General features: G+C 65.2%; 21 protein-coding genes. 9 read left to right on the top strand and 12 right to left on the bottom strand.

Going from position 1 to position 20,977, the window contains the following annotated elements:
• Positions 1-81 precede the first annotated feature (81 nt).
• Positions 82-579, top strand: coding sequence for a DUF6328 family protein (locus AC5RUQ_RS03150; protein WP_493945945.1), 498 nt, complete (start codon positions 82-84; stop codon positions 577-579).
• 152 nt (positions 580-731) lie between these two features.
• Entirely contained in the window at positions 732-1,046 is a 315-nt protein-coding gene (locus AC5RUQ_RS03145; protein ID WP_493945944.1) for a LuxR family transcriptional regulator, read from the top strand.
• A gap of 31 nt (positions 1,047-1,077) precedes the next feature.
• On the opposite strand, the gene AC5RUQ_RS03140 is transcribed toward AC5RUQ_RS03145, so the two are convergent.
• From AC5RUQ_RS03140 to AC5RUQ_RS03120, 5 genes are all read right to left on the bottom strand, one after another.
• Positions 1,078-2,202 carry a glycerate kinase gene (locus AC5RUQ_RS03140; protein WP_493945943.1) on the bottom strand — a complete coding sequence of 375 codons (1,125 nt, stop codon included), beginning with the start codon at positions 2,200-2,202 and terminating at the stop codon, positions 1,078-1,080.
• An 87-nt stretch (positions 2,203-2,289) separates the two neighbouring features.
• Complete coding sequence (locus AC5RUQ_RS03135; protein WP_493945942.1) at positions 2,290-3,099, bottom strand: SDR family oxidoreductase; 810 nt, start codon at positions 3,097-3,099, stop codon at positions 2,290-2,292.
• 20 nt (positions 3,100-3,119) lie between these two features.
• Positions 3,120-3,539 (bottom strand): hypothetical protein, encoded by a 420-nt coding sequence (locus AC5RUQ_RS03130; RefSeq protein WP_493945941.1) that lies wholly within the window; start codon positions 3,537-3,539, stop codon positions 3,120-3,122.
• Between the two features lie 93 nt (positions 3,540-3,632).
• Entirely contained in the window at positions 3,633-4,082 is a 450-nt protein-coding gene (locus AC5RUQ_RS03125) for a Rho termination factor N-terminal domain-containing protein (RefSeq protein ID WP_493945940.1), read from the bottom strand.
• Between the two features lie 134 nt (positions 4,083-4,216).
• Positions 4,217-4,990 (bottom strand): class I SAM-dependent methyltransferase, encoded by a 774-nt coding sequence (locus AC5RUQ_RS03120; protein WP_493946387.1) that lies wholly within the window; start codon positions 4,988-4,990, stop codon positions 4,217-4,219.
• Between the two features lie 235 nt (positions 4,991-5,225).
• Between AC5RUQ_RS03120 and AC5RUQ_RS03115 the strand changes: the two genes are divergently transcribed.
• The 3 genes from AC5RUQ_RS03115 to AC5RUQ_RS03105 all read left to right on the top strand — a co-directional run bounded on the left by AC5RUQ_RS03115 (position 5,226) and on the right by AC5RUQ_RS03105 (position 9,651).
• Positions 5,226-6,863: an ATP-binding protein gene (locus AC5RUQ_RS03115; RefSeq protein ID WP_493946386.1), complete on the top strand. Its 1,638-nt coding sequence runs from the start codon at positions 5,226-5,228 to the stop codon at positions 6,861-6,863.
• 17 nt (positions 6,864-6,880) lie between these two features.
• Positions 6,881-8,416, top strand: a complete 1,536-nt coding sequence (locus tag AC5RUQ_RS03110) for a putative bifunctional diguanylate cyclase/phosphodiesterase (RefSeq protein ID WP_493945939.1) — start codon at positions 6,881-6,883, stop codon at positions 8,414-8,416.
• Positions 8,417-8,586: 170 nt separating this feature from the next.
• Positions 8,587-9,651, top strand: a complete 1,065-nt coding sequence (locus AC5RUQ_RS03105; RefSeq protein ID WP_493945938.1) for an EAL domain-containing protein — start codon at positions 8,587-8,589, stop codon at positions 9,649-9,651.
• A gap of 104 nt (positions 9,652-9,755) precedes the next feature.
• On the opposite strand, the gene AC5RUQ_RS03100 is transcribed toward AC5RUQ_RS03105, so the two are convergent.
• The gene (locus tag AC5RUQ_RS03100; protein WP_493945937.1) at positions 9,756-9,992 is read right to left on the bottom strand and encodes a DUF6480 family protein; all 237 of its coding nucleotides are present in this window, start codon (positions 9,990-9,992) and stop codon (positions 9,756-9,758) included.
• A 142-nt stretch (positions 9,993-10,134) separates the two neighbouring features.
• On the opposite strand from AC5RUQ_RS03100, the gene AC5RUQ_RS03095 reads away from it, so the two are divergent.
• Positions 10,135-10,605, top strand: a complete 471-nt coding sequence (locus AC5RUQ_RS03095; protein ID WP_493945936.1) for a hypothetical protein — start codon at positions 10,135-10,137, stop codon at positions 10,603-10,605.
• Here the strand turns inward: AC5RUQ_RS03095 and AC5RUQ_RS03090 are convergent.
• From AC5RUQ_RS03090 to AC5RUQ_RS03065, 6 genes are all read right to left on the bottom strand, one after another.
• Positions 10,602-11,414 carry a glycerophosphodiester phosphodiesterase family protein gene (locus AC5RUQ_RS03090; RefSeq protein WP_493945935.1) on the bottom strand — a complete coding sequence of 271 codons (813 nt, stop codon included), beginning with the start codon at positions 11,412-11,414 and terminating at the stop codon, positions 10,602-10,604. The genes AC5RUQ_RS03095 and AC5RUQ_RS03090 overlap by 4 nt on opposite strands.
• Before the next feature lie 49 nt (positions 11,415-11,463).
• On the bottom strand, positions 11,464-11,712 hold the full coding sequence (locus AC5RUQ_RS03085) for a hypothetical protein (RefSeq protein WP_493946385.1): 249 nt from the start codon (positions 11,710-11,712) through the stop codon (positions 11,464-11,466).
• 110 nt (positions 11,713-11,822) lie between these two features.
• Positions 11,823-12,641 (bottom strand): HAD family hydrolase, encoded by an 819-nt coding sequence (locus tag AC5RUQ_RS03080; protein WP_493945934.1) that lies wholly within the window; start codon positions 12,639-12,641, stop codon positions 11,823-11,825.
• Positions 12,642-12,650: 9 nt separating this feature from the next.
• Positions 12,651-13,460, bottom strand: coding sequence for an IclR family transcriptional regulator (locus AC5RUQ_RS03075; RefSeq protein WP_493945933.1), 810 nt, complete (start codon positions 13,458-13,460; stop codon positions 12,651-12,653).
• A 137-nt stretch (positions 13,461-13,597) separates the two neighbouring features.
• Positions 13,598-14,851: an aminopeptidase P family protein gene (locus tag AC5RUQ_RS03070; protein ID WP_493945932.1), complete on the bottom strand. Its 1,254-nt coding sequence runs from the start codon at positions 14,849-14,851 to the stop codon at positions 13,598-13,600.
• Between the two features lie 55 nt (positions 14,852-14,906).
• On the bottom strand, positions 14,907-16,310 hold the full coding sequence (locus tag AC5RUQ_RS03065) for an MFS transporter (RefSeq protein ID WP_493945931.1): 1,404 nt from the start codon (positions 16,308-16,310) through the stop codon (positions 14,907-14,909).
• A 459-nt stretch (positions 16,311-16,769) separates the two neighbouring features.
• Here AC5RUQ_RS03065 and AC5RUQ_RS03060 point away from each other — a divergent pair, with 459 nt between their 5' ends.
• From AC5RUQ_RS03060 to AC5RUQ_RS03050, 3 genes are all read left to right on the top strand, one after another.
• A complete protein-coding gene (locus tag AC5RUQ_RS03060; RefSeq protein ID WP_493945930.1) occupies positions 16,770-17,876 on the top strand; it encodes an S-(hydroxymethyl)mycothiol dehydrogenase in 1,107 nt (368 codons plus the stop codon).
• Positions 17,873-18,493 carry an MBL fold metallo-hydrolase gene (locus tag AC5RUQ_RS03055; RefSeq protein ID WP_493945929.1) on the top strand — a complete coding sequence of 207 codons (621 nt, stop codon included), beginning with the start codon at positions 17,873-17,875 and terminating at the stop codon, positions 18,491-18,493. Before AC5RUQ_RS03060 ends, AC5RUQ_RS03055 begins: the two co-directional genes overlap by 4 nt.
• Positions 18,494-18,592: 99 nt before the next feature.
• Positions 18,593-20,953 carry an FdhF/YdeP family oxidoreductase gene (locus AC5RUQ_RS03050; protein WP_493945928.1) on the top strand — a complete coding sequence of 787 codons (2,361 nt, stop codon included), beginning with the start codon at positions 18,593-18,595 and terminating at the stop codon, positions 20,951-20,953.
• Positions 20,954-20,977: the final 24 nt, after the last annotated feature.

Here is a 20,977-nt window from a genome sequence, read left to right as displayed (position 1 = left end):
CGGTGCAACGTTATCCCGGTTTCTGGGTACCCGGGGAGTAGAAAGGTAGCCAGGGCCAGGATGGCGCAGGAAGGAGAAACAATGTCGGATGTGGAGGATTACACAGGCCGGACGGGCAGGAATGAGACCCGCGAGGAACAGCTGGACCGCAACTGGGCTGAACTGCTCCAGGAGATGCGGGTGCTGCAGATGGGCGTGCAGATCCTGGCCGGCTTCCTGCTGACACTGCCCTTCCAGGAGCGGTTTGAAGACCTTGATGACTTCCAGATTGTCCTCTACCTGACGAACGTGGTGATCGCTGCGCTGACCACCGCACTCATCCTTTTGCCGGTGAGTGTCCACCGGCGGCTTTTCCGGAAGCGCCTCAAGGAAACCCTGGTCTCCAGTGGCGACACCATCGCCAAGATCACCCTTGCCGGAATTGCACTGCTGAGCGCCGGTGCTGCTGCCCTGGTCTTTGACGTGGCCGCCGGACGCTCAGCCGGCCTTACTGCCGGCGGCGCGCTGTTGGCCGTGATGGTGGTCCTGCTGGTCTACGTCCCCATCCATCTGAACAAGCGGGCTGAAGCGGCCAGGTAACTACGAACCCGCAACAGGGCAGCCCGGGCCCACACTCCGGACCTGCCACGGAAGAACCCGTCACCCCGCCCTTTCGCCCAGCTACACCATGCGTCCCGTTACCACCCCACGCGGCCGGACAACCAGCCGCTGACAACCGACAGGAAAACCCTATGAAAGCACTTTTGAGAACCGCTCTGCTGGCCCTGCTGCTGCTTGCCGCACCGGCACTTTCAATCGGCGCCGCCCACGCCTCAATGGCGGCTGACGGTTCGGGAACTACCGTTGCGCTGTCCGCGGCATCTCCCACGCCTTCTCCCGGGGATACCGCCTCCACCGGCCCGGCCAATCCCGGAACGGGTGAGTCGGCCCAGAATGAGTCGACCCGCACCGACAACACGCCCTGGGTGATCGGCGGGGTCATCCTGCTGACGCTGATCGTGATCTTCATCTGGAATCGCCGCCGGGGCAACAAGACCATCGTCTAGGTTCAGGCGCCAGGTGCCGGCGCACACTTGGCTAAGCGCCTTCAAGTACCTGGCTTGTTGCCCAGGCCAGGTACTTGGCTGCGTTGGCCACCGCGTCCTCCGGGCCTGACGCGACATCCAGCAGCTGCGCTGCAGCGACCACGCCATGCCCGGCGAGGTCTTCGGGAGTCACCAGGATCCTGCCGGCCACCACGATGACCGGGATGCCCCGTTCTCTGGCCGCGTCCGCGAGCGCAATGGGGGCTTTGCCGGTCAGCGACTGGACGTCCATGGAGCCTTCGCCGGTGATCACCAGGTCGGCTCCGGACAGTTGGTCCGCCAGTCCGGTCAGTCCCGCCACAAGTGCGAAGCCGCCTTCCAGCGCGGCGTCGGTAAAGGCAAGGAAGGACGCCGGGAAGCCGCCGGCAGCGCCCGCCCCCTCGATGTTGACGTCCCGGCCCGTGGCCTCGCGGAGCAGGGACGCCCAGTTGCGAAGTCCGGCGTCGAGCAGTTCCACGGACTCTTCGTCCGCGCCCTTCTGCGGGGAGAAGACGTGCGCGGCGCCCAGCGTTCCGTAGAGGGGATTGCGTACATCGACGGCGATGCGGAACCTGGTGGCGGCCAGCCGGGGGTCCAATTCGGAGGAGTCCAGCGTCACCACGTCCGCGAGTGAGCCGCCGCCCAGCGGGACCACGTTTCCGGCCCGGTCGAGGGGCTTCAGGCCCAGGGCGCGCAAGGCACCGCTGCCGCCGTCGGTCATTGCCGATCCGCCGAGCCCCAGCACAATTTCGGTGGCGCCTGCGTCCAACGCCGCCGCAATCAGCTGTCCGCAGCCGTAGCTGTGGGCCCGAAGCGCGTTCGCCGGGGTGGGCTCCATCTCGGCCAGGCCGGAAGCCTGGGCCGTCTCAATGACCGCCGTGACCTTGCCGGCGTCGTCCTTCCGGATGGCCCAGGCAGCGCCCACGGGGGCGAGGATAGGACCCACCACCGCGTTGATCCGTTCCTCGTACCCGGCAGCAACGGCGGCTTCGAGGGTGCCCTCGCCACCGTCCGCGATGGGGAACTGCGTGGCGACGGCGTCGGGGTAGACCCGTAGCGCGCCCTCGGCGATGGCGGCAGCTGCTTCGGCAGCCGTGAGGGAACCCTTGAACTTGTCCGGAGCAATAAGAATGCGCATGGCTCCATCATGCCAGCCCCCTCCTGGAAAGCGCTTGCCGCTGGCGTAATACGGATAAGCACTCCTTAGAGGCCTAGCTGGACGCCCCTACCCCTCGCGCCAATCGTGGCTGGTGATGTGCGAGCCGCCCTGCGGGCCCATCTGCAGCATCCCGCCGTCGACTGCCCAGGAAGCTCCGGTGACGTAGCTCGAGGCCGGCGAAGCGAGGAAGGCGATGACGGCAGCGACTTCCCGCGCGTCCCCGGGCCTGCCCAGCGGGACCCCCGGCCTGTCCTTCGCCGTCGGATCCTCATCCTCCTGGCCCGTCATGGGCGTGGCTATCTCGCCGGGGGCAACACTGTTGGCGGTAATGCCGTGCTCGGCGAGTTCCAGGGCGAGCGTCTTCATCAGGCCGCCCAGGCCGTGCTTGGACGCGTCGTAGGCGGACGACCCCACCCTTGGCTGGAACTCGTGCACACTGGTGACGGCAATCAGCCGCCCGCCCCTGCCTGCCTGCACCATGCGCCGGGCGGCCGCCTGAAGGCACACGAACGCGCCGTTGAGGTTGGTGTCCAGCGTTTGCATCCAGGTGTCGACGTCAAGGTCCAGGAACTTTGTGCCGTCTCCGGTCCCGGCATTGTTGACGAATACGTCCACTCCGCCGAGCTCCTCAGCCAGCTCCTCGATGACGCCGCCCGCAGCCCGGAGCTCTGTGGTGTCCAGCTGCCGGCCCACGGCTTTGCGTCCCAGGCTCCGTATTTCTTCGGCGGTGGCTTCGGCGCCCGCCTTGTCCGAATGCCAGGTCACGCCGACGTCCATACCCGCTTTGGCGAGTGCCACGGCTGTGGCCTTGCCGATTCCGGAATCTGATGCGGTGACGATGGCGGTGGCAGGGCTGAAACCTGTGGTGTCCTGCATGGTGGCTCCTTTTGGGGTGATCAGGCGGGGCGGCGGAGTTCCGGCGGCGAGGGGTAGCCGTCGTCGTCCCTGTCGGCCGTGTCATCCTGCACGGCCATGAGCGGGACGGCAAAGGTAACAACAGGCCTGGCCTGGGCGTCGTCAGCCGACCTGACTGTCAGGCTCCTTGTTCCCGGCGGCACCGAGGGGGTAAAGACCTGCAGGTTCCGGGAGCCCAAATTCGCGGAGCTGCGCAGCGAATACTCGGTCCCGAAGTGGTCCTGGAGGACGATGTTGGGCTCCGGCTCGCCGTCTGAGGCGAGCTGGATGTTGACAACCAGCCCTGTGGCCCAGATTTCGACGGAGAGGACGGTGAATGCGGTGTTGTCCGTGACGTGCCGGCCGTAGGTTGGTGGCAGCAGCATCCCGCGGAGGGAACCGGAAGGGATAAGTTCGCGCATGGTTGTTCCTGTTGGTTTACGCCTGCCGACGACGGGACAGCGCCGGAGGTGATCCGGTGCTGCTCTTTCGGGGTACGGCTGGACGGATGCGGCTTAGGCGTCTTCCCGGCCGGGATTTTCCAGCCGGAAGAAGTTGGATTGCTGGCCGTCGCTGCGCTGTTCCTGGTAAATGAAGTTCAGCTGGCGGGAGTCAAAGGTTTCGAACCATTCTTCCCAGCTGATGTGGCGAAGCTTGTCATTTTCGCCGCCAAAGTCGATCCGCAACACACCAAGGTGGTCACCATGCTCGGTGCCCTCCACTGTGGCCGGAACGCCCTCGCGCTCCTCCGCCCACTGCCTGATGACTTCGTGGTGCGTGGTGACCAGGCTCCGGCCCTCGCGCTCCGGTTCGTCGTCCGTTGAGGTGACCTCCTGCGAATACTTCAGGGACTTGGATGATTCAGGGCCCGTACGAACCTTCCCGCCATCCGGGCCTGCGCCCAGGTCGTCTTCGTCCCGTTCCGCTTCAGCCCCGCGGGCCTTATTGCCTTTGTCCTGTGCCATGGCGGCTATCCTTCCCCTGGAGATAACTAGTAAGTCTACTTACTATGTAGCCTCCGGTTCCGCCCCCGTGTCAAGGGGGCAGGGGCCAGGGGGCCGTGCGGATGCAGATCGTACCTCCGCCCGGGCAGCTTCGGCTAGGGCCGGGGGCGCAGCACCGCGTAATAGCCGGGGATCAGGCTTTGTTCGGGCACGTCCGTCATGGGGTTCGTTTCGATGGCCACCGCCCCGTCCTCGAGGAGCTCCCAGGCGTCTTCGGGGAGGACACGGACCCGTTCAGCAGGGCCGAAATGGCCCGGCATGGGCAGTTCGCGGATGGCCCGTTCAAGGGGCGCGGGGATGCCCTTGGTGGTTGCGCCCAAGTGTGAAACGTAGTCCACAGGGTTTCCCTGGAAGTTGGTCTCGGCAAGGAACACGGCGCCGTCCCTGCCGGCCAGCAGCCGAAGGTTTTCCACCAGTGCTACCTGGTCATCAGGGTTAAGCACATGCAGCACCCCGCGGATGAAGACGTTGGCTCCGCTTTCGTCCCCCAACCCGCTCGCGGCGCCGGGCGCTGTCATGTCCCGCACTTCGTAGCGGACGCGTTCCGCGGTATTTCCGTCCACCGCGGATTCCGTGCGGGCACGGGCAACAGCATGGGCGGATACGTCCACCCCTATCACCGCAGGGAAGACGCCGGCCAGGGCACGCGTGAAGCTACCGTGCCCGCATCCCACGTCAACCACGGGAAGTTTCGGGTCCAGGTGGCGCACCAGCACATCCCTGTAGCCCAGGAACTCATTGTCCCTGCCGGAGTCCCAGAGGACCTCGCCCCCTGCACCGGTCACCTTGATGCCTGCCCAGTACCTGTCCCACGCCGCGGGCCGGTCCTTGTGCGCGGAACGGGACAGCCGGACGAGTTTGGGGACCATCAGGTACTTCTGCCAGGCAGAGCGCACTGATTTCGCTGGGGAGGACACGCATCAAATATAGGGCGTGCCCCGTGGGGAACACCGCCAAGCGGTGCCAATTGCGGTGCGCCGCCCCTCCCCGCTCCGGTTGTTTCGTCACTCTTGCGGGATGTACACCTTCTGCGGGTTCATCCAGCCGTCGTCGCCCTACAATGTACTCAACTGGGATCAAAGGGGGGGCGTTGTGGCGGCTGACATGCCGTGGGACTCGACTGTGCCTCGCACCGCTGTTGTGGCGGACCCCGACGACGGCAGGCTGGCGGTCAACGCACAGGCACTGCGCGATGCCGGCTACGAGGTTCGCACCGCAGGGGATGCGAGCGGGCTTGCCGCAATGCTCGACGCAGGCGAACCGTCGGTCATCGTGGTTGATACGCTGCTGTCCGCGGTGGAAGCAGAAGCTCCCGTCCTTGTGATGGTGGACCTGGACAGCCCCGCCGAGCTCGCAGCCATGCAGCCTCCCGGCATCCACGACTGCATAGCTAAACCTGTGCCGCCCAAAGAACTGGTGCATCGTGCCACAGCACTCATCAGGCAGGTGGCCCGGCGGGCAGCGGCCCGGCAGGAAGCCGAAGGTCTCCGGGAGCAGCTCAGGCTGGTATCCGCTGCCGTCCGGGGCACCAACGATCCGCAGCAGATTGCCCGCCTCGTGGTGGAGGGATTCGGCCGTACGTTTAAGGCTGACCACGTCCGGCTCTCTACTTTTGAGGACGAGCGGGTCTCCCCGATCGAGGCTACGTGGACACGGCCTGGACTGGAGAAGCTTCCAGCAGCAGCTCTTCCGGATCAGGAATCTGCCAGGCACACTGCGGACGTGCTCTGGGAGGCTGCTGAAACGCTATCTTTCGACGGGTCCGAAGAGGATACAAAAGCGGGTGAAGCATCGAGCGGCCCGCGCCTTGCACCGGCTGCGTCGTTACTGGCCGTGCCGATGGGAGAAGGAAGCTCCTCGCTGGGCATTATCTGGATCGTTATGCTGGACGAGCCCCGGCAATGGTCCCGCGCCGAGCTGGGGCTGATCCAGCACGTGGCGGGCAATGCCGCCCATGGGCTGATCCAAAGCCACCTCATCAGCAGCCAGCAGCAGGTTGTTAAGCAGCTTCAACAGCTCGACAAGGCGAAAACAGACTTCCTTGCCACCGTCAACCACGAGCTGAGGACGCCGTTGACGTCCATCATGGCGTACCTGGACATGATTCAGGAGAGCACTGAGCAGCCGGTCTCCCCCGAGGTCCACCAGATGCTGGACATCGTGGTGCGGAACACGGAGCGGCTCCGGACGCTGATCGAAGACATGCTGAGTGTTTCCCGCAACGGCCTCGATGACAACCTGATGCACCTCACCCCGGTGCGCTTGGGGCAGACCCTGGACCTTGTCGCCGGTGCGCTGCGTCCTTTGGCCCAGCTGCAAAACGTCACCATCGCCGTCGACCCGCTCCCTGAAGATCCTGAAATCCTGGCCGATGAGGTACAGCTGCAGCAGGTGTTCACCAACCTGGTGTCCAACGCCATCAAGTTCACCCCCAGCGGTGGCCGGATCGAGGTGGGCAGCGAATCCCACGCAGCGGCGGACGGAACGCGGTGGGCCACCGTCAGCGTCGCCGATAACGGCATCGGCATCTCCAGCGAGGAAATCGACCACGTCTTCACCCGGTTCTACCGCGCCTCCAACGCCATGTCCGGCGCGATTCCCGGAACGGGCCTGGGCCTGGCCATCACCAAGGACATCGTGGCACGCCACGGTGGCCACATCGATGTCGCTTCCACCCTGGGCTCGGGTACAACTGTCACCGTCAGCCTTCCGCTGGATACCGACCGCAGCCAGGCCAACTGAGCAGGGAAGGAGGACTGATGTTTGCTGACAATGACCCCCGGCTCTCACAGTTGCTGGAAGGCATTGTCCGGCTGGCATCGGGAGACCTCGGCTCCCGGATCGAGGTATCCGAAGCCCGCGATGAGCTCGATGCCATCATTATGGGCACGAACCTTCTGGCCGAGGACCTTCAGATCATTTACGAGGAACTTGAACAGCGGGTGCAGGTGCGCACGCAACTGCTGCACGAGGCCCACCTGGAAATGCAGAAGATGGCCATGCAGGACCCGCTGACCGGCCTGGCAAACCGCTCGGCGCTCATCGAGGCACTGCGCGCTGCGATTGACGACGACGTTGCCGACGAAGAAGGCCCAGTCATCCTGCTGATGGACCTCGATGCCTTCAAATCCATCAACGACAGCTTGGGCCATACGGCCGGTGACCAGGTCCTGATCACGGTGGGGGAACGAATCCGCGGCGCAGTGCGCACTACCGACGTCGTGGCACGCCTCGGTGGCGACGAGTTCGCGATCGTTATGCCGGCGGTCTCCGCAGACCAGGCAGCCATCGTGGGCCACCGCATCCTTTCGGCGTTGACCGAACCGATTGAACTGCCGGGGCGAAGTATCCGCTGCGGTGCAAGCATCGGGCTGAGTGTTGGTGGAGCCGGGCAGACCCCCGAGGACATGCTGATGGAGGCCGACGTCGCCATGTACGCCTCCAAGGCCGAGGGCCAGAACAAGCTTCACCGGTTCGAACCCGGCCTCCTGCTGGTCCGCAGGCTCCGCAGCCAGCTCGTGGAGGACCTCCGGGCAGCTATCAAGAGCGACGGCCTGACGCTGCACTACCAGCCGGTGGTGGAACTCAGCTCCGGGCGGATCGAAGGCGTGGAGGCCCTGGTCCGCTGGAACCACCCGACCCGCGGGCTCATCATGCCGGATGAGTTCATTCCACTGGCCGAGGATGCCGGGCTGATCTCCGTCCTGGGGCTGTGGGTGCTTCGCACGGCGGTGCACCAGTTGCGGCAATGGATTGACGAGTCCCTTGTGGACAGCCGTTTCTCCGTCCGGATCAATATCTCCGCCACCGACCTGCAAAGCCTTCAGTTCATTGAGGATGTACGGAATGTCCTGAAGGAAACCCTCGTCCGGCCGGAACAGGTGGTCCTGGAACTGACGGAAGTAGCGATCGTCAAGGGCAACGAACTGGACCGCTACTCGCTGGGCGGGCTGCGCGGCCTGGGCGTGGGGATCGAGATCGACGACTTCGGCACCGGCTACTCATCCATCAGCTACTTGCGCCGGCTGCCGGTGGACCGGGTGAAGGTGGACCGTTCCCTCATCACCGGCCTGGGCACCGATCCCACCCAACCGGCCCTGGTGGCCGCCGTCCTGCAACTCGTCCGCGCATGCGGCCTGGAGGCGGTCTGGGAAGGCGTCGAGACGGCGGAGCAGGCAGAGATATTACGAAGTTTGGGCTGCCTCAGTGCGCAAGGCTATTACTTCAGCCGCCCTGTCCCGCCTGCCCAGGTTCCGGAACTCCTGGCAGGCCAGCCGGAAAGCGCTAACCAGTAGCAGAAAAGTACTGCACTTTCGTCCGCCCCGATATACGATCATCGTGCTGGGTCTGATTTTCGTCGCCGTGGATGTCGCGGCTGATCAGCAGCACGGGACTTCAGAAGCGGTTGGAAATTGAACAACAAAGGGCCAATGGGTCATTACTTCGTCAACTGGGGGCGTAGCTAATGTCGGTTCGTGTACAGGCGTGGGGAATCATTGCCGCTGTTTTGGCGGACTCGGATCCATCCGGGGCCGCTGTACGGCAGCGCCTTAGCAACAGTCTCGACGAGAATCCGGGCGTGCCCGAGCGGGCTTTGCTGGAGTATCTCCTCGAAACCCGGCGCAGCGACGCCAACACGATTGAGACGCTGGACAGCGCCAGGAAAATGCGCCTGGAATCCATCGCCATCCCGCCGAAACTCGCCGAACAGATTGATGCGATTCGAAGCATGTCACGCATCAGTGCTTTGCTTGACAGCCAGATGCTGATGACGGCCTTCCAACCCATTTACGGGCTCGCGAAAGAATCGGTTGTGGGAGTGGAGGCACTGTCCCGCTTTGTCAGCGACGATGGCGCTGCCGCGGAACTCTGGTTTGCGGAGGCGGCGGCGGTGGGCCTGGGCGCGAACCTGGAGTTTTCGGCTCTCGGATCTGCTGCTGCTGCAGCCAGGGATCTCCCCCAAGACCTGTACGTTTCGCTTAACATTTCACCCACCTCATGCCTGGACCCGCGCCTGCCGGAACTGTTCGAGCACATTGACCTTCCCATCAGCCGGGTGGTGCTGGAACTGACGGAGACCATCAGCGATGAGGAGTACCCGCAGTTCATCGCCGCCGTTAGCCCGCTGCGCGACAAGGGCCTGCGTATCGCCGTTGACGACACGCACCCGGAGGCCGGTGCGCTGAGCCGGATGGTGCACCTGCGGCCGGATTTCCTGAAGGTTGGCAGGAATGTCATTGGGGACGTGGACAAGGACGGCATCCAGAGGGCCATGGTCGCCTGCCTCGTGGACTTCGCCGGGCAGATCGGCACCACCTTGGTGGCGGAGGGCATCGAGACCGTCGGCGAACTCGAGGTCCTCACGGAACTTGGCATCAGTGCCGGCCAGGGCTACCTGCTGGGCAGGCCGTCCGTCCGGCCCCAGGACTGGGCAAGCTGGAACTCCCGCCTCGATATGGACGGGCTCAAGCGGCAACTCGTCGGGCCCGAGAAGTCCGGCGGCAGCACCCCATCCGAAGACTCCCTCTGACGATCGGCTGCCGCTGGGACCGGCAGGGCCCGCGGATGGCTGGAACCTAAGCGCCGGCCCGGCGCTGTCTATCCGTGTCCGCCGGGCCGTTCGTGGCGGACGGTTTATTCATCGTGCCCCTGGTCGGCGCTCATCTGGTCTTCCGCCGGAGGAGTCTCACCTGGCGGCACTCCCCCGCCTGGCTCCAGCCCCGTTACGTTGCCTGCCGCCGGGTCCGGATTCGCCGAGCCGGCAGAGTCCCGCCCGCCCTGTTGGGCCGCACCCGCCTCGCTAGGGCCCGGCGGATTCTTGCCAGGCTGGTCAGGGTTGGCGGGATCGTTTTCCGGATGGTAGCTGCTCACAATACTCGTCCTTCCTGTGCCGGGCTGTGGTCTCGTAACCCCAGCTCTGGACTAATTGTAAGCATGCTGATAATTCTGGAAGGGTAATGTTCCGGAAGTCCACTGGGGGCGCCCGGCACGCAATGTCAGAAGGAGCAGTCACATGGGTATCGGCGACAGCATCGGCAAGGCAGCAGAGAACGCCATGGAGGACCTGGCAGGAACGAGCAAGCCCACTGAGAAACTGCATGTTCCGGACCCCTCGGATCCCAATGATGACGTGGAAGTCCACTCCTCCCTCAGCGAGGGATCCAACGCCATGGAGGCGGAGAAGCAAAAGGCTCCCGGCCTGAAGGCCGGCGCGGCCCCGGGCCCGGTCTCCGAAGCTCCCCTCGGCGGGGACGTCGAGGAAGGGGAAGCGGAGGAGGCAGAAACAGGGTCGGAGGCTCCCGGCACCACCGGGACCGGAGCAAGCGGATTGGCCGGCACTGCGTCCGCATTCACGGGCGGCACGGCAGGGGTTCCCCGCGACGTTCCAGGTTCCGCAGGCTTGCCGGAAGGTGACCCGGATGAGCTGCGCGCAGATCCGTCCGAGGGCGACCAGGACCCCTCCACCAGTACAGGCAGGGGTTAGGCCTCCGGCGGCCCCGGCCACTCGCCGCGTTCCTGCAACACGTCCCGGAGGAGGTCTGCGCGGTCGGTCACAATGCCGTCCACGCCGAGCTGGAGCAGGCGGCGCATTTCCGCGGGCTCATTGACTGTCCAAACGTGGACCACCAGACCCAAGGCGTGCGCGCGGCGGACAAAACCGGGCGTCACCACTTCGATCATCCTGCGCCGCACGGGAACCTGGAGTGCCTGGACCTCGTGCAGGACCCGGCGCATAAGCCAGCGGAAGGCGGGTCCTGGAAGCACCCGGCCGAGCACCGTAAACAAAGCCACCGGAACCACTCCGGCCGATGACGCCACCGGACGGCTCAGCAGCTTCAGCACCGCCCGTCGCCGCCGGTCCGAGAAGCTGGTGACCAGGACGCGGGAGTGGGCCTGGTGGCGTTCGATGGCGGCAGCGAGGCTCCGGACGGAGTTCCAGTCCTTGACGTCAACATTGAGACGGGCCCCGGGCAGCCCGGTGACCACATCATCAAAAGTCGGGATCGCCTCGCGTCCACTGATCCGCGCGCCGGCAACCTCAGCGGCGGTGAGCGCGGCGATCCGCCCACGCCCGTCGGTTACCCGGTCCAAGGTGTCATCGTGGAAGACGAGCACCACGCCGTCCGCCGTGGTGTGCACATCGGTTTCCAGGTAGCGGTAGCCGAGGTCGACGGCGGCGCGGAACGCTGCCATCGAATTTTCCAGCCCCTCCCGGGAAAAGCCCCGGTGGGCCATGGCGACAGGCGGCTGGTGACCGGTATTGTCCGGGCTGCTGAAGAACGGCAAACTCACCCTGCGAGCGTACCGGAGCCGCCGGGACGCGGAGCCGGGTACGGCCGGCCTAATCCTCTTCGGGAAGGATCTCCACGCCGTCGCTGCAGTGCAGCAGCGTGCGGCCGCGGCCGCCGTCGAGGTTTATCCACACTGCGGTGTGGTCGCCGGTGATGGCGTCCACCAGGCCGCCGCTCTCGAAGCCGGGCGTGAAGACCACGCGGACGCGGTCGCCCTGGCGCAACTGCTTCCAATGCGGCGCGGGCGTTGCCCTGCGCAGCGGCACATCAACTGCGTTGTGCTTGACGTTTTTTGCCATCATTACCCCTTGAGCCGAAAGGGGAACTCTTGGCCCCCTTGCTCCACGGTAGGGAGCAAAAGTGAACACAAGGTGAGCGTCAGCTGGAAATTAGCCGCTGTCCAGCGGGATCAGGGAAGTTTGACGCCCAGCGACGCCAGGCGGGCCTCCAGGATCTGGGCCACGCCGTCGTCGTCAAAATGGGGTGCCTGCTGCCCGGCGGCGCGGATTGCCTCCGGGTGGCCGCTGGCCATCGCGTAGCCATGGCCGGCCCAGCGGAGCATCTCGATGTCGTTAGGCATGTCCCCGAACGCCACAACGTCGACGGCGTCGATGCCCAGCGCGGCGGCGTACTCCGCCAGCGTCACGGCCTTGTTGACGCCGGGCAGGCACAACTCCAGCATGGAGACGCCGGGCGACGAGTGCGTGGCAGCGGCCAGATGTTCGACGGCGGGCCTCACCTCCGCCAGGAAATCATCGGCGGTCCCCTCCCGGACAATCGCGAGGAACTTCACGACGGCGTCGTCCGTGGTGAGGGTTTCGGCAAGCGGCGCCGGGGTGAATTCCGAGAGCAGTTCGGAGGAGCCGTTTTCGATGAAGCCGGGTTCGAGGTGGAAGCCTGTCAGTGTCTCCGCGGCGAAGAGGGCGGCCGGGCGCAGCTCCTTGATGATGCGGCGGATCTCCAGCACGGCGTCGATGGCCAGGGTACGGGCGGACACGAGTTGTTCAGCCTCGAGGTCCCAGACCACGGCCCCGTTGGAGCAGATGACGGTTCCGGTATGGCCGAGCTGGTCTTGCAGGGGGTGCAACCAGCGCGGCGGCCGGCCGGTGACAAAAACGAGTTCGACGCCGGCGTCACGGCAGGCGTGGAAGGCGCGGACGGTGCGGTCGCTGATCTTTCCATCGTGCCCAAGGATCGTTCCGTCAATGTCACTTGCTACCAACCGCATCCTGCCAGTCTACGTGGCGGCCCCGCGCGCCCTGCCGCCCAGCCGGGCAGTGACCTTGGCTGCCGCGGCGGCACAGGATTCGCCGAGCGCCTTTAGCCGGTCCTGGGACACCCGGAACCGTGGCGCCGGGATCAGGACGGCAGCCACCACTTCGCCGCGATGATCGTAAACGGGTGCTGCCAGGCCCACTTCGTCGATGGAGGTTTCCCCGTAGTTGATGGCCCAGCCACGCTTGAGGTCGTCCTTCAGGCGGACCAGGTAGGCGTCCAGGCTCGACTCGTCCAAACCGGGGTAGGTGATGGCACCGCTGCTAAGGAGGGAACGGACGCGGCCTTCGGGTTCCTGCGCAAGGAACACCTGCACCGAGGCGCTGAGGGCGTCGTTATACCGGGCGCCCAGCGGGGTGGTGTGCTTGATCTGGTGGTGGCTGGCGATCTGCTCGACGCAAATGGATTCGTCACCGCTCCAGACCATGAGGGCGCTGGTTTCGCCGGTCTGCTCCGACAGCTCGCGCAGCACGGGGTAAGCGACCCGCCGCTCCTCCAGTTCCGCCAGCAGGGGGCCGGCCACAGCGATCAGACCGAGTCCCAGCCGGAAGCGGCGGGTCTCGGCGTCACGTTCCACCAGGTGTTCCTGTTCGAAGGTGGCCAGGATCCGCGAGACGGTGCTCTTATGCAGCCCTACGCGGTTGGCGATCTCGGTGACCCCCAGCAGTGGCTCGTCCGCGGTGAAGGTGCGGAGGACGGCGATCGCGTTGACGATCACGGAGGCGCCCTTGCTGTCGCCGTTGCCTGTGGTCTCGGGTTCTGTTGCGCTCATGGTGTTACCCATCATTCCTTAGCGGGTGCCGGAAGCGGCGCCATGATGATGACGCCGCTTCCGGTTTGGGCCCTGTTAGGGTTCATGGCCGCGTTCCCTGGCCGCGCCTTCGATGCCAGGGAACGGGCCTGGCGGGACTAGGCGCCGATGATGTTGTACTCGGGCCCGAACGGGAACTTGGTGATGTTCTCCGCGCCGTCCTCCCCCACCACCAGGATGTCGTGTTCGCGGTAACCGCCGGCGCCCGGCTGGCCGTCGAGGACAGTAATCATGGGTTCCATGGACACCACCATGCCCGGTTCGAGCACCGTGTCGATGTCCTCGCGGAGTTCCAGCCCGGCTTCCCGGCCGTAGTAGTGGCTCAGGACGCCGAAGGAGTGTCCGTAGCCGAAGGTGCGGTTGGCCAGCAGGCCGTAGCCGACGTAGATCTCGTTGAGTTCAGCGGCAATGTCCTTGCACACCGCACCGGGCTTGATCAGCTCAAGGCCGCGCTTGTGGACCTCGACGTTGATGTTCCACAGTTCCAGCGAGCGGGCATCCGGTTCGCCGTAGAACAGCGTCCGCTCGAGGGCCGTGTAGTAGCCGGAGGTCATGGGGAAGCAGTTCAGGGACAGGATGTCGTGTTCCTGGATTTTCCGGGTGGTGGCCCAGTTGTGCGCGCCGTCGGTGTTGATGCCGGATTGGAACCACACCCACGTGTCGCGAATCTCGGAATTCGGGAAGGTCCGGGCGATCTCGTGCACCATGGCCTCGGTGCCGATCAGCGCCACCTCGTACTCGGTGATCCCGGCGGTGATGGCGTTGCGGATGGCCTCGCCGCCGAGGTCGCCGATGCGTGCGCCGTGCTTGATGACCTCGATTTCTTCGGCGGACTTGATCATGCGCTGGCGCATGGCTGCCTGGGCGACGTCCACGAGGGCTGCGGACGGGAATGCGGCCTGGATCTTGTTGCGGTTGTCCAGCGGCAGCGAGTCGTCCTCGACGCCGAGGCGGCGCGGGTTGATGCCGCGGGTGCGCAGGACTTCCTGGATGGCGAAGATGTAGTTGTCGCGGCGCCAGTCCGTGTAGACGATGTTGTCGCCGTAGCTTCGGCGCCAAGGCATCCCGGCGTCGATATTGGCCGTGACGCTGACGGTGTCATCCTTGGTGACCACCATGGCGTAGGAGCGGCCGAAGGTGGTGAAAAGGAAGTCGGAGTAGTACTTGATGGAGTGGTAGCTGGTGAGGACGACGGCGTCGAGGTCCTTTTCCGCCATGATCAGGCGAAGCCCGGCGATCCTGCGTTCGAACTCTGCATCGGAAAAGGTGAGGGCGACTTTTTCGCCGTTCTTGAGGACCTTCGTCCGCTCCAGTTCGGCGACGGTGGTTGCGTTCTCGGTGGTGATGGTCATCGTGGTGATGCCTTTCTGTGGTGCATTTCTTCAGTGCGGTTGGTTGGGAGGGAAGCTATTCGTGGCGCAGGGGCTCTTTGCAGGTTTCCCTGGACAGGGCCACGGCGATCAGGGAGACGACGGCGGCAGCCACCAGGTACCAGGCCGGGGCCAGGTCGCTGGCTGTGGCAGCGATCAGCAGCGTTGCCATAAACGGGGCGGTACCGCCGAAAAGGGCGTTGGAGAGGTTGAAGCTGACCGCGAAGCCGCTGTAGCGGACGCGGGTGGGGAACATTTCCGCCAGGAAGCTGGGCAGCGTGCCGTCGTTCAGGGTGAGCATGGCGCCCAGGAGGATCTGGACCAGGACGATCACCAGGAAGTTCCCGGTCCCCAGCAGCGCGAAGGCGGGGACAGTAAGGACGATGAAGGCAACCGATGCACTGATCAGCACTTTCTTGCGCCCGTACCGGTCCGAGAGCATGCCCGTGAGGAAGATAAAACCGATGTACGTGACCAGCGCGATGGTTGTGGCCAGGAATGATTCGGTTTCACCCAGGCCCAGCTCCGAGGACAGGTACGTGGGCATGTAGCTGAGGATCACGTAGAAGCCGACGGCGTTGAGCAGCACGGCCCCGACCGCTTGCAGCAACTGCCGCCAGTGGTTCCGGAAGAGGCTGGACACCGGTGCCTTGGCGGCCTGGTCCTCGGCGGCCAGTTCGCGGAACACGGGGGTGTCCTCGAGCTTGGTCCGGATGTAGCGGCCGATCAGGCCCATTGGGGCGGCCAGCAGGAACGGCAGCCGCCAGCCCCAGCTGTGCATCGCTTCGGTTGACAGCAGGGTTGTCAGCAGGCCGGCGATGAGTGAGCCGAGGAGCAGGCCGGCGGCGGTGCTGGCCGGGACCACGGCGGCGTAGAGGCCGCGCCTGTTGGCGGGGGCGTATTCCACCAGGAAGGCCGATGCTCCGGCGTATTCACCCGACGCGGAGAAGCCCTGGACCACCCTGATCATCAGGAGCAGGAGGGGCGCCCAGATACCGATCGTGTCGTAGCCCGGAATCAGCGCTATGCAGAAGGTCGCTCCGGACATGATCAGGATCGAAAGGGAGAGTGCGGTCCGGCGGCCCACCTTGTCGCCGATGTGGCCCCAGACGAAACCGCCCAGTGGGCGCACCAGGAATGAAATCGCAAAAAGGGCAAAGGTCAGGAGAAGCCCGGTCTGGGGATCGGACTCCGGGAAGAAGACTGTCGCGATGGTGACGGCCAGGTAGCCGTAGACGGCGTAGTCGAACCATTCGACGAAGTTGCCGATGAAGCTGGCGGCGATGACCCGGCGCCGCGTTTCCTTGCTGACGGCGTTGTCTGCAAGTTCAGGTTGGTTCCCGCCCAGCGTGCCAGCGCCGGGCGTAGAGCCTGACTGGCTGCCATTCAGCTCCGGGCCAGGGCGCCGCCCGCGGGCGGGGGAGGAGGTTTCGTTACTCATGGATCCACCAAATTGTTGGGGTTGCATTCAGCGCAACGCTGTTGCATTAGACTAAGCGTGATGGGGACCACAGTCAATGGTCTTTACTGAGCCGTCTAAAGGGGATCCATGGACTCGCGGCAGGTAGGCCGCCCGCAGGCGCCAACAGGGTGCGTGGGTTGCAGTTGTTGCACCTGACGGATTTACGTTGCACGCAACAGCGAAACCTGGCTTCCGTTAGCAGCTGGCCCCGCGCAGTACTCGGACGTCTATTGACACCCCGCGTGACGCCTGACATATTTTCGAGTACGCGCGATGTGCATCCTGTTGTGTAATACGCAATACGCATGCAGTGAACAGGTCGACTATCCGCCATTCTGCCTGAGGCACGAGAATAAGAAGTCGGGCTGAACTCGGGCCGAACGAACTGCCCGGGGCACCCCCTTAGAGTCCCGGGACTAGGAAAGGACACCCCAGCTAATGGTTCATAAAGTCAAGGCAGTCATTGCCAGGGAAAAGAACGCTCCAGTGTCGGTGGAGACCATCCTGGTCCCGGATCCGGGCCCGGGCGAGGCGCTTGTGGATATCCTCACGTGCGGGGTCTGCCACACGGACCTGCATTACAAGCAGGGCGGCATCAACGACGACTTCCCCTTCCTGCTGGGCCATGAGGCCACCGGTGTGGTCAGTGCGGTCGGTGACGGCGTGACGTCGGTCGCCCCGGGTGACCGCGTCATCCTGAACTGGCGTGCCGTGTGCGGCGAGTGCCGTGCCTGCGCCAAGGGCCAGCCGCAGTACTGCTTCAACACCGCGAACGCCACCCAGAAGATGACGCTGGAGGACGGCACGGAGCTCTCGCCCGCCCTGGGCATCGGTGCGTTCGCCGAGAAGACCCTCGTCGCGGCGGGACAGTGCACCAAGGTGGACCCCGAGGTTGATGCTGCCGCCGTCGGGCTGCTCGGCTGCGGCATCATGGCCGGCATCGGTGCGGCGATCAACACCGGTGAAGTCAAGCGCGGCGAATCCGTGGCTGTGATCGGCTGCGGCGGCGTGGGCATCGCCGCGATCGCCGGGGCCAAACTGGCCGGCGCGACCACCATCATTGCCGTGGACATTGACGCGAACAAGGTGGAGATGGCCAAGTCCCTGGGCGCCACCCACGGCATTGACTCCAGCAAGGAAGACCCCATTGAGGCCATCCGGGCCCTGACCGGCGGCAACGGGGCTGACGTGGTGATTGACGCCGTCGGCCGCCCTGAAACGTACAAGCAGGCGTTCTACGCCCGCGACCTCGCCGGCCGGGTGGTGCTGGTGGGTGTCCCGACGCCGGACATGCAGCTGGAACTGCCGCTGCTGGACGTCTTTGGCCGGGGCGGGTCGCTGAAGTCCTCCTGGTACGGCGACTGCCTGCCCTCCCGTGACTTCCCCATGCTGGTCAGCCACTACAAGCAGGGCAACCTGGACCTGGACGCCTTCGTGTCGGAGCGCATCACCATCGACCAAGTGGAGGAAGCCTTCGAAAGGATGCACGAGGGCAAGGTCCTGCGCTCGGTTGTTGAGATCCCCGCGGCGGGAGCGTCGGCATGAGCGTTAGGATCGAGAATCTGGTCACCTCGGGCACCTTTTCGCTCGACGGCGGCACGTGGGACGTGGACAACAACGTCTGGATCGTGGGTAACGACACCGAATGCGTGATCATTGACTCGCCGCACGATGCCACGGCCATCATCAACCAGGTCCAGGGCCGGAAGGTTCAGGCCATCCTCCTCACCCACGCGCACAACGACCACATTGGCGCGGCACGTGAGGTCGCGGACGCCGTGGGTGCCCCCATCTACCTGAATCCGGAAGACCTGGTCCTCTGGGAGCAGGTCTACCCCGGTTCAAAGCCGGACCGGGAACTGGCCGACGGGGACGTGTTCGACGTGGGCGGGGCAAGCCTGCGGGCAATCCACACCCCTGGCCACTCCCCCGGCTCCACCTGCTTCCTGCTGGAGAGCGAGGGGACCGTCTTCACGGGGGATACGCTCTTCAACGGCGGACCGGGTGCCACGGGGCGCTCCTACAGTGACTACCCCACCATCCTGGCCTCCATCCGGGAACGCCTGCTTCCGCTCCCGGCCGAAACCGTGGTCCGCACCGGCCATGGAGACAACACCACCATCGGCGCCGAGCGGGAGACGCTGGCGAAGGTCGACCAGTAGCCATCGAAGTAACAGAAGTGTTCAGCAAAGGCGCGCCAGGAACCTTGGTGCGCCTTTGCTGGTGCCAGAACTACGTAAGCCGGTAAGGAAGTTGGAACAATGAAGTTCGGTAAGCAGCCCGCACCCGTCGCGGACATCAACGAGGACGAACTCTCCGTCCACAAGCCCAAGACCGAGGCGGCGGGCGTGAAGGCCGTCATGGTGGCGCTGGAGCGTGCGGTGGCGCAGGCCGGGGTGACCCGGACGGCGCAGTCGCTGCTGCGCCTGAACCAGCGCGGCGGGTTTGACTGCCCGGGCTGCGCCTGGCCGGAGTCGGACAAGAAGCGCAAGGCGGCCGAGTTCTGCGAGAATGGGGCCAAGGCCGTGGCCGAGGAGAACACCCTGCGGACCGTGGGCGCCGAGTTCTGGGCCAAGCACTCCATCGCCGAACTCTCCACCAAGACCGAGTACTGGCTCGGCAACCAGGGCCGGCTGAGCGAACCGGTGGTGATCCGCGCCGGCGAGACGCACTATTCGCCGATCTCCTGGGCTGACGCGTTCGAGCTGATCGGTGAACACGTCCGGGCCACCACGGCAGACCGGTGCGTTTTCTACACCTCCGGCCGGACCGCGAACGAGACCGCGTTCATGTACCAGCTGTTCGCGCGGGCGCTGGGCACCAACAACCTGCCGGACTGTTCAAACATGTGCCACGAGTCCTCCGGCTCGGCACTGAACCCCACCATCGGCATCGGCAAGGGCACCGTGTCCCTGGAGGACATCCATGATTCCGAGCTGATCTTCGTGGTGGGGCAAAACCCCGGCACCAACCACCCGCGCATGCTCTCCGCGCTGAAGGAATGCAAGGACAAGGGCGGCAAGGTGGTGGCCGTCAACCCGCTGCCCGAGGCCGGCCTGTTCAACTTCAAGGATCCGCAGACTGTCTCCGGCGTTGTCGGGGGCGGCACGCCGCTGGCCGATGAGTACCTGCAGATCAAGGTCGGCGGGGACCTGGCACTATTCCAGGCCCTGGGCCACCTGCTCCTGGCCGAGGAAGATCGGAACCCGGGTTCCGTCGTCGACCATTCCTTCATCGCCGCCCAGACCGACGGGTTCGACGCCTACCGTGAAGCCCGCAAGGAGCTGGACTGGGAAGAGACCGAGAAAGCCACGGGCCTGTCCCGGGAACAGATCGAGACCGTGGCCGGGATGCTCATTAAGTCCAAGGCAACCATCTTCTGCTGGGCCCTGGGCGTGACGCAGCAGCCGCACTCGGTGGACACCATCAAGGAAATGGTCAACGTCCTGCTGCTGCAGGGAAACTTCGGCAAGCCCGGTGCCGGCGCCTGCCCGGTCCGCGGGCACTCCAACGTCCAGGGCGACCGGACCATGGGCATCTGGGAAAAACCGAAGGAATGGCTCCTGAAGGCCCTCGACAGCGAATTCGGCATCTCCTCCCCGCGGCACCACGGCTACGACGCCGTCGAAGCCATGGAAGCGTTCGAACGCGACGAGGTGGACGTCTTTGTCTCCATGGGCGGGAACTTCTCCCTCGCCTGCTCGGACACCGAAACCCTCGAAGCCGGGATGCAGCGGATCGGCCTCACCGTCCACATCTCCACCAAACCCAACCGCTCCCACATCGTGCACGGGCGCACCTCGCTGATCCTGCCCACGCTCGGCCGGACGGACAAGGACGACAAGCACCCCAAGGGTGCCCAGTTCCTCTCCGTGGAGGACTCCATGTCCGTGGTCCACTCCACCCAGGGCAGGCTGACCCCGGTATCCGAGCACCTCCTCGCCGAGCCGGTCATCGTGGCCCGGATGGCTGAGGCGACCTTCGGCCCGGACCACTCCGTGGACTGGAAGGCCATGGCCGAGGACTACGACGTGATCCGGGACCACATCGAACGTGTCCTGCCCGGCTTCGAGGACTTCAACGCCCGGGTCCGGACTAAGAACGGGTTTGTGCTGCCCAACCCGCCACGGGACACCCGCTCCTTCGCCACGGACATCGGCCGCGGCCGGTTCACCGTCAGCCCGCTGGAATACCTCACCCCTCCCGAGGGTCACCTGGTCCTCCAGACCATCCGCAGCCACGACCAGTACAACACCACCTACTACGGCCTGGACGACCGCTACCGCGGCATCTCGGGCGGCCGCCGCGTCATCCTCATCCACCCGGAAGACCTGGCAGAGCTGGGCTTCCAGGACCGGGACCTCGTGGACGTGGTCAGCACCTTCCGCGGCCACGACCGGACGGCGGACAAGTTCCGGCTCGTGGCCTACCCCACCGCAAAGGGCTGCGCCGCCGCGTACTTCCCGGAAGCCAACGTACTGGTCCACAAGGAAAACGTCGCCCGCGAATCCAACACCCCCGGCTTCAAAGCCATGTTCGTCCGCTTCGTCCCGCACCCGGCGGAAGCCGCGGGCACAACCGCTACCGGCGAGCTCGAGCCAGAGCCAGCCGCGGTGGGCTAGTTCCAAGACCGAGAACAGCGACGG

The organism is Arthrobacter sp. MDT2-3, from assembly GCF_059090465.1.
This window is presented reverse-complemented; position numbering and strand designations above follow the sequence as displayed.